The organism is Leifsonia sp. ZF2019, from assembly GCF_019924635.1.
Taxonomy (GTDB): Bacteria; Actinomycetota; Actinomycetes; order Actinomycetales; family Microbacteriaceae; genus Leifsonia.
The window spans coordinates 892,195-905,294 of the sequence record NZ_CP065037.1 but is presented as its reverse complement, the minus strand read 5'-3'; the positions used below and the strand labels follow the sequence as shown (position 1 = coordinate 905,294).

General features: G+C 70.9%; 13 protein-coding genes. 3 read left to right on the top strand and 10 right to left on the bottom strand.

Annotated features, from left to right (window positions below):
- Positions 1-15: 15 nt before the first annotated feature.
- The 5 genes from rplL to IT072_RS04600 form a co-directional block, all read right to left on the bottom strand.
- The gene (gene rplL / locus IT072_RS04620; RefSeq protein ID WP_223359743.1) at positions 16-405 is read right to left on the bottom strand and encodes a 50S ribosomal protein L7/L12; all 390 of its coding nucleotides are present in this window, start codon (positions 403-405) and stop codon (positions 16-18) included.
- A 73-nt stretch (positions 406-478) separates the two neighbouring features.
- Positions 479-994: a 50S ribosomal protein L10 gene (rplJ, locus tag IT072_RS04615; protein ID WP_223359741.1), complete on the bottom strand. Its 516-nt coding sequence runs from the start codon at positions 992-994 to the stop codon at positions 479-481.
- A gap of 242 nt (positions 995-1,236) precedes the next feature.
- Entirely contained in the window at positions 1,237-2,019 is a 783-nt protein-coding gene (locus tag IT072_RS04610) for an alpha/beta fold hydrolase (RefSeq protein ID WP_223359740.1), read from the bottom strand.
- Positions 2,016-3,707, bottom strand: a complete 1,692-nt coding sequence (locus IT072_RS04605) for a sensor histidine kinase (RefSeq protein WP_223359739.1) — start codon at positions 3,705-3,707, stop codon at positions 2,016-2,018. The genes IT072_RS04610 and IT072_RS04605 overlap by 4 nt, the downstream gene beginning before the upstream one ends.
- The gene (locus tag IT072_RS04600; RefSeq protein WP_327058937.1) at positions 3,704-4,474 is read right to left on the bottom strand and encodes a response regulator transcription factor; all 771 of its coding nucleotides are present in this window, start codon (positions 4,472-4,474) and stop codon (positions 3,704-3,706) included. The genes IT072_RS04605 and IT072_RS04600 overlap by 4 nt, the downstream gene beginning before the upstream one ends.
- 164 nt (positions 4,475-4,638) lie before the next feature.
- Between IT072_RS04600 and IT072_RS04595 the strand changes: the two genes are divergently transcribed.
- Together IT072_RS04595 and IT072_RS04590 are read left to right on the top strand one after the other, a co-directional pair.
- Positions 4,639-6,207, top strand: coding sequence for an ABC transporter permease (locus IT072_RS04595; RefSeq protein ID WP_223359738.1), 1,569 nt, complete (start codon positions 4,639-4,641; stop codon positions 6,205-6,207).
- A 23-nt stretch (positions 6,208-6,230) separates the two neighbouring features.
- Positions 6,231-6,902: an ABC transporter ATP-binding protein gene (locus IT072_RS04590; protein WP_223359736.1), complete on the top strand. Its 672-nt coding sequence runs from the start codon at positions 6,231-6,233 to the stop codon at positions 6,900-6,902.
- A gap of 77 nt (positions 6,903-6,979) precedes the next feature.
- On the opposite strand, the gene IT072_RS04585 is transcribed toward IT072_RS04590, so the two are convergent.
- From IT072_RS04585 to IT072_RS04565, 5 genes are read right to left on the bottom strand one after another with little or no spacing between them, the layout of a single operon-like run.
- Complete coding sequence (locus tag IT072_RS04585) at positions 6,980-7,579, bottom strand: pentapeptide repeat-containing protein (protein WP_223359735.1); 600 nt, start codon at positions 7,577-7,579, stop codon at positions 6,980-6,982.
- A gap of 46 nt (positions 7,580-7,625) precedes the next feature.
- A complete protein-coding gene (locus IT072_RS04580) occupies positions 7,626-8,681 on the bottom strand; it encodes a sugar phosphate isomerase/epimerase family protein (RefSeq protein WP_223359733.1) in 1,056 nt (351 codons plus the stop codon).
- Positions 8,682-8,687: 6 nt separating this feature from the next.
- Positions 8,688-9,845: a Gfo/Idh/MocA family protein gene (locus IT072_RS04575; protein WP_223359731.1), complete on the bottom strand. Its 1,158-nt coding sequence runs from the start codon at positions 9,843-9,845 to the stop codon at positions 8,688-8,690.
- 8 nt (positions 9,846-9,853) lie between these two features.
- Positions 9,854-10,951, bottom strand: a complete 1,098-nt coding sequence (locus IT072_RS04570; RefSeq protein ID WP_223359729.1) for a Gfo/Idh/MocA family protein — start codon at positions 10,949-10,951, stop codon at positions 9,854-9,856.
- Positions 10,948-11,670: a sugar phosphate isomerase/epimerase family protein gene (locus IT072_RS04565; RefSeq protein WP_223360897.1), complete on the bottom strand. Its 723-nt coding sequence runs from the start codon at positions 11,668-11,670 to the stop codon at positions 10,948-10,950. The genes IT072_RS04570 and IT072_RS04565 overlap by 4 nt, the downstream gene beginning before the upstream one ends.
- Before the next feature lie 170 nt (positions 11,671-11,840).
- Here IT072_RS04565 and IT072_RS04560 point away from each other — a divergent pair, with 170 nt between their 5' ends.
- Positions 11,841-13,031, top strand: coding sequence for an ROK family transcriptional regulator (locus IT072_RS04560; RefSeq protein WP_223359727.1), 1,191 nt, complete (start codon positions 11,841-11,843; stop codon positions 13,029-13,031).
- The last annotated feature ends 69 nt before the right edge of the window (positions 13,032-13,100 follow it).

The window sequence follows — 13,100 nt, the reverse complement described above, 5'->3', positions numbered from 1 at the left end:
CCGATGGGGCGCGACTTACTTCAGGGTGATGGTGGCGCCAGCCTCTTCGAGCTGGGCCTTCGCCTTCTCAGCGGTCTCCTTGTTGGCACCCTCGAGAACGGTGCTGGGCGCACCGTCGACGAGAGCCTTCGCCTCACCGAGGCCGAGGCTGGTGAGGGCGCGCACCTCCTTGATGACCTGGATCTTCTTGTCACCGGCGGCCTCGAGGACGACGTCGAAGGAGTCCTTCTCCTCGACCTCTTCGGCAGCGGCGCCGGCGCCACCGGCAGCCGGGGCGGCGACCGCGACGGGGGCGGCGGCGGTGACCTCGAAGGTCTCCTCGAACTTCTTCACGAACTCGCTGAGCTCGATCAGGGTGAGCTCCTTGAACGCCTCGAGCAGCTCGTCAGTCGACAGCTTTGCCATGATTTTCTCCTTAGTGTGTGTTGGTTACTCACCGCGTGCGGGTCTCCGTCCGGCCAGGGCCGGGGCGGGGGACTTACGCAGCGGACTCCTGCTTCTCACGCAGCGCGTCGACCGTGCGAACGGCCTGCGACAGCGGTGCGTTGAACAGATATGCGGCTCCGAACAGCGAGGCCTTGAAGGCGCCGGCCAGCTTGGCCAGCAGAACCTCACGGGACTCGAGGTCGGCGAGCTTGCCTACCTCTTCGGCGGTGAGCGGGTTACCGTCGAAGTAACCGCCCTTGACCACCAGCAGAGGGTTCGCCTTGGTGAAGGCACGCAGCGCCTTCGCGACGGCGACCGGGTCACCGTGCACGAATGCGATCGCGGACGGACCGGCGAGCTCGTCGTCGAACGACGAGATGCCGGCGTTGTTCGCCGCGATCTTGGTCAGCGTGTTCTTCACCACGGCGTACGTCGCGTGCTCACTGATCGACGTGCGCAGCTCCTTGAGCTGAGCGACAGTGAGACCGCGGTACTCGGTCAGCAGAACGGCGGTCGAGCTCGTGAACAGGTTCTCGAGCTCGGCAACCGTGGCTTCCTTGTTCGCCATGGCCTACCTCTCAATCTTCTTCGTCGCACACCGCGGGAGCGATGTGCGCCTCGACCGCGGGCAAGAAAAAAGCTCCGGCGCAGAGGCACGGAGCGAGAGGGTTGCAGAAACCTGCGAATCTTGCTTCATACACCTGCGCGGGCGCCCACCTGAGTGGATCTTCTCTGCGTGCGAACACGCGGACCAGCGGTCTTTGGCTTCAGCCAGGGTACGCGACCCGCACCGGATCGCGCAAATCGCGGTCAGCGCACCCGGTGCCGGTGCAGAAACCCGCGCACCGCGGCACCGTGCCCCGGCCGCAGCACGACCTCCCCGTGGGCGCAGCGCCTGTGCAGCACCACGCGGGCGTGCGGGATGCGGCGAGCGGTCTCGTAGACCACCTCGGGCGGATAGAACGCGTCGTGATCGCCGCAGAGGAAGAGCGTGGGCGCGCTGATGCGGTGTGCGCGGCCGAGCATGTCGTAGCCGTCCTCGGCGCGCACCAGCGGGACGAGCGTCTCCAGGGCCTCCGGCACCGGAAGGAGCGGCGCCACCGTTCGCAGGATCGGCCCCGCGCCGAGGAAGTCGAGCGTGGCCAGCGCGAGCTCGGTGTCGGCGCGACGGTCGCCGGCCTCCAGCTGGTCGGCGTAGCGCCGCTGGAGCAGCCTCCCCTCGTCGCCGAGCCGGCCGGCGCCCGAGACGACCACCAGCGCGCTCACGAGCTCGGGATGGTCGGCCGCGAGCTGCAGGGCGATGCTCGCCCCGGTGGACGTCGCCAGCACCGGCACGGGGGCGGCGAACCGGCGGCGGAGCGCCCGCCCGTAGAGGTCGGCGATCTCGGCCATGTCCGCCCCGTCGGGAAGCGCGCCCGGCCGCCCCAGCGCGTGCACCCGATGCCCCTGGGTGCCACGCAGAGTGAGGCGCTCGGTGGCCGCGTCGACGCCACGCGGGGCGTGCGGCGCCGCCGGCAGACCGCGGAAGAAGACCAGCGGGGGCGCGGAGGCCGGCCCGTACGGCGTCGCCGCGATCGTCGCGCGCCCGGTCACTCCCGGCCCGTCTCGGCGGTGTCGGCGGCGTCCGAGGTGTCGGCGGCTTCGGTGGCCTTAGCCTCGTGCGGGGCCGTGTCGGCGTCGTCCGTGTCGATCTCCTCCGGCTCGAGCATCGGCTCGGGCGCGGTCGCATGGCCCGCACCCTCCACGAGCGGCAGGCTCACGGTGAAGGCCGTGGCGCCCGGCTCGCTGCGCACCGACACGTCGCCGCCGTGGGCCTCGACCACCGCCTGCACGATCGCGAGGCCCAGCCCCGTGGACCCCGTCGCACGGTTGCGGGAGCTGTCACCGCGTGCGAAGCGCTCGAACAGTGTGGACTGGAGCTCCTCCGGGATGCCGGGGCCGTCGTCCTCCACGGTCACGATCGCCCGGTCGGCGTCCGCGTCGACGTCGAGCGTCACCGTGACCACGGTGCCCTCCGGCGTGTGCACACGCGCGTTGGCCAGCAGGTTCATCACGACCTGGTGGAGTCGCGGCGCATCCCCTACCACCTCGACGGGAGCCTCCGGCACCACGATCCGCCAGCGGTGGTCGGGCCCGGCCGCGTGCGCGTCGCTGAGGGCGTCGATGAGCAGCAGGGAGAGGTCCACCGGGTCGCGGTCGAGTTCCCGTCCTTCATCGAGGCGGGCGAGCAGCAGGAGGTCCTCCACGAGGGAGGTCATGCGGGTGGCCTCCGACTCGATGCGCCCGAGCGAGCGCGTCACATCGGGCGGCAGCTCGTGCGGGGCACGCCGGGTCAGCTCGGCGTAGCCACGGATCGAGGCGAGTGGCGTGCGCAGCTCGTGGCTCGCGTCAGCGACGAACTGGCGCACCTTCTGCTCGCTCGCCTGGCGGGCGGTCAGGGCGGAGGCGACGTGGCCGAGCATCCGGTTGAGGGCGGAGCCCACCTTGCCGACCTCGGTGTGCGTATCGGTGTCCTCGTCGGGGACGCGCACCGAGAGCGCGACGTCTCCGCGGTCGAGGGGCATGTTCGCCACCTGCTCGGCCGTGCCGGTGACACGCTCGAGGGGCTTCATGGCGAGGCGCACGATGGAGCTCGCCAGCAGGAAGGCGAAGATCAGCCCCGCCAGCGTGACCAGCACGATGACGAGCGTGAGCTGGGCCACTGTCGCGTTCACCGAGGTGAGCGGGAGGCCGATGATGACGCTGTCGCCGTTGTCGAGGGGGACGGCCGCCACCCGGTAGTCGCCGACCGCCGGTCCGAGAGTGATCGTCCGCGGCGTCCCGTCCGCCGGAAGCTTGAGCAGCGCCTGTCTGTCGATGTCGACCGTCTGCGGGGCGGCGGACTGATCGGGCGACCCCTGCGGCGGCCGGTCGGCCAGGATGACCGGGTACAGAAGGTTCTGGCCGTTGCGGACGACGCCGAACGTCTCCGTCTGCTGTCCGGGGGCCGCCACCACCTGGGTCACCTGGGGAGTGGTCGGGCCTTCGCCGAACAACGAGTTCGCCCGCTGCTGCCCCCGGTTCAACGAGGAGATGAGCTGCGCGTCCAGTCGTCCGACGAGGTAGCTCTGCAGCGCCAGCACGCTCACCGTCCCGATGACCGCACCGAGCACGGCGAGCATCGCCACGACGGCGAGCACGACACGGCTGCGCAGCGTCCAGGAACGGAAGGGGCGGATGCGCTGGGTCCAGCTGGTCCCGCCGTGGGGTGCCGGTGCGCCCGCGGTGCGGGCAGTGGTCATTGCGCAGCCTTCACCATGTAGCCGGCGCCACGGACCGTGTGGATCATCGCGGGGCGGCCGGCATCGACCTTCTTGCGGAGGTAGGAGATGTAGAGCTCGACCACGCTGCTGGAGCCGCCGAAGTCGTAGCTCCAGACGCGGTCGAGGATCTGCGCCTTGCTGAGCACGCGGCGCGGGTTGCGCATGAGGAATCGGAGCAGCTCGAACTCGGTCGCCGTGAGCTGGATGAGCTCGCCGTCGCGGTGCACCTCGTAGCTGTCCTCGTCGAGCACCAGGTCACCGACGATCAGCACCGGGTCGTCCTGATCCGCCACCGCCGCGCGCGACCGGCGCAGCAGCCCCCGCAGACGCGCCACCAGCTCCTCCAGGCTGAACGGCTTCGTCACGTAGTCGTCGCCGCCGGCGGTCAGGCCGGCGATGCGGTCGTCCAGGGAGTCCTTCGCCGTGAGGAAGAGCACGGGCGCCTCGTTGCCGTCGGCACGCATCCGTGAGAGCACCTGCATCCCGTCGATGTCGGGCAGCATGATGTCGAGCACCACGACGTCCGGCTTGAACTCGCGCGAGAGCTGCAGCGCCTGCTGGCCGGTGGCCGCCGTGCGCACGTCCCAATCCTCGTAGTGCAGCGCCATGGCGAGCAGATCGGTCAGCGTGGACTCGTCGTCGACGACGAGCACGCGGATCGAGCTGCCGTCGGCGCGGCGCAGAAGGGTACGAGGCTGGCTGGAGGCGCTGGAGGCGGCGCGGGCGTTGATGGTCACCTTCTCCATTATGTGGAGACCTCTTCGCGGTGGCTATGCGAAACCTATGGAGAGTCTGTGAGCGTCGAGCGACCCGTGTTCAGCGAAAACATAGGCGGGGCCTACGCCGTCGAAAGGACCCGGCCCTAGCGTCCCCCCGTCAGCACAAGCCCCCAGCCAAGTTTGGAAGCCACATGTTCGGGACGTATCTGCGACGGGAACTCCTCGGCCGTCGCAAGCAGACGGTCATCATCGCGATCGGCATGGCCCTCGCGATCGCGCTCGTCATCCTCGTGAACGCGGTCTCGGCCGGAGTCAAGGACGCGCAGGCCAGCGTGCTGCAGTCCGTCTACGGCGTCGGCACCGACATCACGGTCAGCCAGCCCGCCACCGTGGGCAGCGGCACCCCCGAGGCGGGCGGCGGCCGCTTCGACTTCGGCGCGAACGCCGGGACGGACGCGGGCGGCAGCCGCAGCGTCAACACGTCGCGACTCGAGCCCGCACGCGGCGCCACCGTCATGGCGGACACCACGCTCGCCACGGTGAAGAAGGTGCAGAACGTGTCGGCGGCCGCGGCCGTTCTGTCGCTCACCAACACCAGCTTCAGCGGAACCCTCCCCGACTTCCAGCAACTGCGCCAGGAGCGTGAGTCCGGCGGCACGGGCGGGACCGGCGGCGGCGAGGTGCCGAACCCGGCACCCACCGGCGGGGCGGACGGCGCGGGCGGCAGCTCGTTCAACGTCGACTCCTTCACCGTGCTCGGCCTCGACCCCGCGGGGAAGTCCGTCGGACCGCTCGCCTCTGTCACCCTGACCTCCGGCCGCACCTTCACGAAGGCCGACGCCGGCAAGGATGTCGTCGTGCTCGACTCGGCGTACGCGAAGACCGCCAGCAAGACCGTCGGGGACAGCCTCACGATCGGCGGGACGGACTTCAGCGTCATCGGGATCGTCGCAGCCACCGGCTCCGACTCCACCACCGCCTCGAACGCCTACATCCCCCTCGACGTCGCGCAGACCCTGTCCGGTCAGGCCGGCAAGATCTCTTCGGTCTACGTGACCGCGGCGTCGTCGAGCGACATCTCGCAGATCAAGACCGACCTGACCAAGGCCCTCCCGAGCGCGACCGTGAGCACCGAGGCCGACCTCGCCTCCGACGTGTCCGGCTCGCTGGGCAGCGCGGGGCAGCTCATCGCCAACCTCGGCACCTGGCTCTCGCTGATCGTGCTCGCGGCGGCGTTCCTGATCGCCATCCTGTTCACCATCTCCGGCGTCACCCGGCGCACCCGCGAGTTCGGCACGCTCAAGGCGATCGGCTGGTCCAACCGGCGCATCGTCGGACAGGTCGCGGGCGAGTCCGTCGTGCAGGGCGTCATCGGCGGCATCATCGGCGTCGCGGTCGGCCTGATCGGCGTCTTCATCGTCAACCTGGTCTCACCCACGCTCACCGGCAGCGTCAGTTCGCGGTCGGGCTTCGCCGACGCGGCGGGCCGCGGGACCGGCGCGGTCGGCACGGCGGCGACCAACGCGCCCGGCGGCGGATTCGGCGGTGCAGGCGGCGGATTCGGCGGTGGCGGCGGATTCGAGGGCGTCCGCCGCGCCGCGGCCTCCACGACGGAGATCGCCCTCCACGCGCCCGTCACCCTGTGGATCATCCTCGGAGCCGTGGGCCTGGCCGTGCTCGGCGGCCTGCTCGCCGGCGCGATCGGCGGGTGGCGCGCCTCCCGTCTCCGTCCCGCAGCCGCCCTCCGCTCGGTCGCCTGAACCCACCGCCTCAAGGAGCAGCCATGTACACCCTCACGAACGTCACCAAGAAGTACACGCAGTCCAAGCGGGAGGTCGTCGCCCTCAAGGACGTCACCCTCGACATCCCGGACGGCCAGCTGGTCGCCATCCAGGGGCCGACCGGCGGCGGCAAGTCGACGCTGCTGCAGATGCTCGGCGCCCTCGACCGCCCCACCTCCGGGTCGGTGGAGCTCGGCTCGTCGAGCCTCTCGAAGCTGGGCGACGGCAAGCTGGCCGGCATCCGCGCGAGCGAGATCGGTTTCGTCTTCCAGGGGTTCAACCTCATCCCGACGCTGACGGCGCAGGAGAACGTGGAGACCGCGCTGGCCCCGCTCAAGATCAGCGGGGACGAGCGCAAGCGTCGCGCCGCGGAGGCCCTCGCCTCCGTCGGGCTCGGCGACCGCGGCACGCACCTGCCGTCAGAACTCTCGGGCGGTCAGCAGCAGCGCGTCGCGATCGCCCGCGCCCTGGTGAAGAACCCGGAGGTGCTCCTCGCCGACGAGCCCACGGGAAACCTCGACGAGGAGACCCGCGACGAGATCATGGACGTGCTGGAGGGCCTCTGGCGCGACCGCGGCCTCACCCTCGTCATCGTGACCCACGACAGCGCCGTCGCAAAGCGCGCCCAGCGCCGCCTCCACATCAAGCACGGCCAGGTCAAAGAGGTCGCCTGACCCCACGCGCGATTCGTGCCGAATGTCGGCTCTGGCGGCGGTGGAGTCGACATTCGGCACGAATGTCGAGGGGAGTCTCAGCGCTCGGGGGTGGGGACGACGTGCATGCCGAGGGCCTCGGCGAAGACGACGGCCTGACGCTCGTCGATGGTCGCGCCCCGGAACGAGACCTCGGCCGGGTCGACGCCCGTGAGGTCGCTCCCGACCAGGGAGGCCGCGGAGAAGTCCGCACCGGTGAGGGTCGCGGCAGAGAGATCGCAGCCGTCGAACCGCGCCTCGACGGCGCGCACACGGCTGAGGTCGGCCTCCCGCAGACGCACGCCGCGGAAGCCGGCGCCGCCGAGGTCGGCGCGCCCCAGGTCCACGAACGCCCAGTTGCCGCCCTCCACCTTCAGCAGCGCGAACTCGCACGCGTCGAAGGTGCTGCCGGTGAGCTTGCACCGGCGGAACGTGGAGTCGAAGAAGTTGCAGCCGTGGAAGGTGCAGTTCACGAACGCCGAGTCCGTATGCTCGCTCACGTTGAAGCGCACCGAACGGAACGTGCAGCCCGTGAAGGTCGCTCCCGAGGAGCTCAGCTCCGTCATGTCGACATCCACGAACTCGACATCGGTGTACTCGACGCCGTCGAGGTCGCGTCCGTACCAGTCCTCACCCCGGATGGTGCTCTCCGTGCTCACGGATCGAGCCTAGCCATCCGGGGTGACGCCGCAGCGCGGCGGTGCGTCAGTCCTGATTGCTGAACGCGGCGTCGAAGGACGCGGTGGGCGTCGTCCACAGCAGCGAGCGGATGTAGCCGACGGCCTCCTTCGCACCGTGCAGCCGGTCCATGCCGGCGTCCTCCCACTCGATCGAGATCGGACCGGTGTAGCCGATGGATTCGAGGGCGCGGAAGGAGTCCTCCCACGGCACGTCGCCGTGCCCGGTCGAGACGAAGTCCCAGCCGCGGCGCGGGTCGCCCCACGGCAGGTGCGAACCCAGCACGCCGGCACGGCCGTTGCGGGGGCGCAGGCGCGTGTCCTTGCAGTCCACGTGGTAGATCCGGTCCTGGAAGTCGACGATGAAGCCGACCGGGTCGATGTCCTGCCACATCATGTGCGACGGATCCCAGTTGAAGCCGAACGCCGTCCGGTGGTCGATGGCCTCCAGCGACCGGACCGACGACCAGTAGTCGTAGGCGATCTCGGACGGGTGCACCTCGTGGGCGAACCGCACGCCTTCGCCGTCGAACACGTCGAGGATGGGGTTCCAGCGGTCGGCGAAGTCCTGATACCCGGCGTCGATCACGGACGCGGGAACCGGCGGGAACTGCGCGACGTACGGCCAGATCTTCGAGCCGGTGAACCCCACGACCGTGTCCACGCCCAGCTTGCGGGCGACCTTCGCGGTCAGCTTCAGCTCCTCCGCGGCGCGCCGGCGCACCCCCTCCGGGTCGCCGTCGCCCCACACCTTCGAGCCGACGATCGCCTGGTGACGGAAGTCGATCGGGTCGTCGCACACGGCCTGGCCCTTGAGGTGGTTGGAGATCGCCCACACCTTCAGGCCGTACCGGTCCAGGATGTCGAGGCGGCCCTGGAGGTACGCGTCGTCCTCCGCCGCCCGCCACACATCCAGGTGCTCCCCCGACGCCGCGATCTCGAGGCCGTCGTAGCCCCACTCGGAGGCGAGCTTCGCCACCTCCTCCAGCGTCAGGTCGGCCCACTGGCCCGTGAACAGCGTGACCGGGTGCGTGTGCCCCGCCTGTGCCGGTTCACGCTGTGCAGTCGTGTTCTGATCGGTCATCGATCCCTATCCCATCTCGATCCAGGTACCCGACTCGGCGGAGTCGAGCACGGCGTCGGTGATCCGCACGGCGCGCAGGCCGTCGGTGAAGCGCGGGAGCCCGTCCGGCTCCTCCCCCGCGACGGCCGCGTAGCTGTCGGCCACGAACGCGTTGAACGCGTCCTGGTAACCCTGCGGGTGCCCAGAGGGGACGACGCAGAGCCGGGCCGCGTCGGCGCTCAGCTGATCGGCGTCGCGCGGGACCAGGAGGCTGCCGGCCCGGCGGCCCACCCAGAGCGTCTCCGGCTGCTCCTGGTCGAACGCCACACTCTCGGCGGTGCCCGCGATCTCGAGCCAGAGCCGGTTCTTGCGACCCGGGGCGACCTGCGACACCAGCAGGGTGCCGAGCGCGCCGCCCTCGGTCTCGACCACCACGGCCACGGCGTCCTCGGTCGTGATGGCGGAGTGCGACGCCCGTTCGGCGAATACTGTGCGCTTCGTCGCGGAGACCCGCGAGACGCGGTCGCCCGAGACGAACTCGACGAGGTCGACGAGGTGCGATCCGATGTCGGCGAAGGCGCGCGAGCGGCCGCCCTGGGCGGAGTCGACCCGCCAGTTGTCGTCGCCCGCTCCGAGGAGCCAGTCCTGCAGGTAGGAGGCGTTGATGCTGAGCACGCGCCCGGCCTGGCCCGACGCGAAGCGGTGGCGCGCCTCCCTGACCATCGGATGGAACCGGTAGATGAACGGCACCGTGGCCACCCGGCCCTCGGCCGCGCGCACCAGCTCCTCGGCGTCGGCCGTCGTCGTGGCGAGCGGCTTCTCGCAGATCACGTGCTTGCCCGCGGCCAGCACGGCACCGGCCTGCTTGGCGTGCAGCGCGTTCGGCGTGGTCACGTGGACGACGTCGACGGTGTCGTCGGCGAGCAGCTCGTCGAGCGAGCCGTAGGCACGCGCGATGCCCAGGCGCTCCGCCGCCGCCGCCGACTTCTCAGCCGTCGACGACACGATCCCGGCCAGCTCGGCACGCGACGCCCGGGCAGCTCGGCTGTGGACCTCGGCCATGAAGCCGCCGCCCACGATCGCGACCCGGAGGCGCTCCCCCGCCCTGCTGCCGTCGCGGCGGGTCAGTCCGCCCTGTGTCGCGTCGCCGGCCGCCGACTCGCGCCCACTCGCACTCTCGCTCATCGTGCCGCCTACGCCAGGGTCGCCGCTCGCGGGTCCCAGTCCTCCGGGAGGGCCGGAGCCACCTGCACGGTGCTCGCGACCTCGACCGGCAAGCCGGACTCGCCGGCCTCGATCGTCGAGACCATCACGTCGAGCACATGGTAGGCCTGCTCGCCCGAGGCCCGCTCGGGCACTCCGGCGCGGATGGCCCGCGCCAGCTCGACGACGCCGGTGCCTCGGCTGGAGGTCGACCCGGTCGACGCGACCGACTCCTGGCCGTCGGCGCCGTGGACACGCAGCTCGCCCTCGAAGGTGTTGGGGTCGGGGACCTCGACGGTCCCGTCGGCGCCCGCGACCTCGAACAGCGTGCGACCGAGCTTCGAGTCGAAGCTGAAGATGGCCTGCGCCGTCTGACCGCTCTCGAACTGATACAGCGCGCTCACGTGGGTGGGCACCGTCACCGCGAACTCCTCGCCGGCGCGCGGGCCCGAGCCGATGATGCGCGTCTCCCGCGACTTGGAGGCGACCGCCGTCACCCGCGCGACCGGACCGAAGAGCTGCACGAGGGCCGTCAGATAGTACGGGCCGATGTCGAACAGCGGGCCGGCGCCCTCCTGGAATAGGAAGTCGGGGTTGGGATGCCACGACTCCGGGCCGGGCGACTGCATGAGCGTCAGCGCCGTGAGGGGCGCGCCGATGCGGCCGCTCTCGATGAGGCGGCGAGCCGACTGGATTCCCGCGCCGAGGAAGGTGTCCGGCGCGGTCGCGACGCGGAGTCCGGCGGCGTGCGCGGCCTCCAGGAGCTCGGTGCCGCTGGCGCGGTCGAGCGCGAACGGCTTCTCGCTCCACACGTGCTTGCCCGCGGCGAGCGCCTGCAGCGCCACCTCGACGTGCACCTTGGGGATGGTGAGGTTGACCACGATCTCGATGCCGTCGTCGGCCAGGAGCTCCTCGACGGACCCGGCGCCCGGGACGCCGTACTTCTCGGCCTGGGCGCGGGCGCGCTCCTGGTCGATGTCGGCGACGAACCGGACCTCGAGGTCCGGGAACGCCGTCAGGTTCTCGAGGTACTGGTTGCTGATGACGCCCGCGCCGATGACGCCGACACCCACGCGCCCGGCGCTCACGCGAGGCCCTTCTCGGTGAGGAAGGCGTAGCTGTCGGCGACGGCCTGGAAGCGATCGCCGCGCGAGTCGTCGAGCTCCACGACGCGGAGCGCATCCGGAGCGGCGGCGATGATGTCGGCGATCGGGAGCGAGCCCTGGCCGACGGCCACCTGGTCCTTGGTCTCCGTGGTGCCGGGGCCGTCCTTGATGTGGAGGGCGACGACGCGGTCGCCGAGCGCGGGGAGGAGCGTCAGCGGATCGTGCCCGCCGACCGCCACCCAGTAGGTGTCGACCTCCAGCACGACCTCCGGCGCCAGCTTGCCGGCGAAGAACTGGAGGGCGGTGGTGCCCTCGACGGTGCTCTCGAGCTCGTGCGCGTGGTTGTGGTAGCCGACGCGGACGCCGTAGCGGGCGGCCACGGCGGCGGCGTCGTTGAGCTGCTCGGCGATCGCGGCGACGTCCTCCGCCGACTGCCAGCGCTCGGGCGCGACGTAGGGGTCGATGACCGTCTGGATGCCGAGCGCCTGGGCGGCGGAGAAGACCTCGTCGAGGTCGCCGCCGATGAAGCCCTGGTGGGTGGTGGGGGCCGTCAGGCCCGCCTCGGCGAGGCCCTCGCGGAGGGTGTCGCCGAAGGACAGGAAGGCGAACGGCTCGACCTGCGTGAATCCGATGTCCGCGATGCGGCGCAGTGTGCCGACCGTGTCCTCGGTCAGCAGCTCACGGACCGTATAGAGCTGCACGGAGAGTTTTGACGTCGACACAGTGCTCCTCGTCGAGTGGTGGTGCGGATGGGTGGCCGCCGGACGGCGGTGGCTCCATTCAATCGAGACTTCTGTCGGATGTCAATCAAAAGTCATACGGTCCTTGGCTATCTTTGGACGGATGCCGACACGTGTGGTTCAATGACCGCATGACCGACACCGCGCGCGACACGGGACTGGTCGCCACGGACGCCGCCGACCTGCTGGCGATCCTGCGCGACGGCGTCCCGCGTACACGCGCGCAGCTCGCCGAGCTCACCGGCCTGGCCCGATCGACCGTCGCCGTGCGGATCGACGCCCTCACCGCGTCGGGCCTCATCGCCCCGGCGGGCGACGACGTCTCGACCGGAGGGCGCCCGCCGTCCCGCGTGCGATTCAACCCCGCCTCGCGCGTCGTCGTCGCGATCGATCTCGGCGCCACGCACGGCGTCGTCGCCCTGGCCGACCTCGCGGGGGACATCCTCGCGAGCGACTCGCAGCGCCTGCGCATCGCCGACGGTCCCGAGGCGGTGCTCGACTGGGCGCTGCAGAGCGCGCGCCGCCTGTATCGCGCAAGCGGACGGCCGGCGGACGACCTGGTCGGTGTCGGCATCGGCGTGCCCGGGCCGGTGGAGCATTCGACGGGGCTGCCCGTGAACCCCCCGATCATGCCGGGCTGGGACCGCTTCGACATCCCCGCCCACGTGCAGCGCGTCTTCGACGTCCCCGTGCTCGTCGACAACGACGTGAACCTCCTCGCCCTCGGCGAGCACGCCCGGGTCTGGCCGGAGCAGACCGATCTCCTGTTCGTGAAGGTCGCGACCGGAATCGGCGCCGGCCTCATCAGCGGGGGTCGCCTGCAGCGCGGCGCGCAGGGCTCCGCCGGCGACCTCGGCCATGTCCGCGTGCCGTTCGGCGCGGACACCCCGAGCCACGGCGCACAGGACGCGGACCTGGAGGCGCTCGCGAGCGGACCGGCCATCGCTCGCGCCCTCTCCGCGGTGGGCATCCCCGCCGAGACGACGGACGACGTGGTCGACCTCGCCCGCACCGGCAACCCCGTCGTGCAGCAGGCCATCCGTCAGGCGGGGCGCGATCTCGGCGAGGTCGTCGCGACCTGCGTGAACCTCCTGAACCCGTCGATGGTCATCGTCGGCGGAGGTCTCTCCCGCGTCGGCGAGCAGTTGCTCGCCGGAGTGCGGGAGGTCGTCTACCAGCGGTCGACGCCGCTGGCCACGCAGCACCTCACGATCACCGAGTCCCGTTCCGGTGGGACCGGCGGCGTGATCGGCGCGGCGATCATGGTGATCCAGCACGTGCTGGACCCCGGCTCCGGGGCGGCGCGCACTCCCGCGCGCTGACCCGTCGGGTTCCCCTCCCTTCTTCATGAACATCGAATCGATTCGACTCTTCGAAAGGAATCTCGTGAC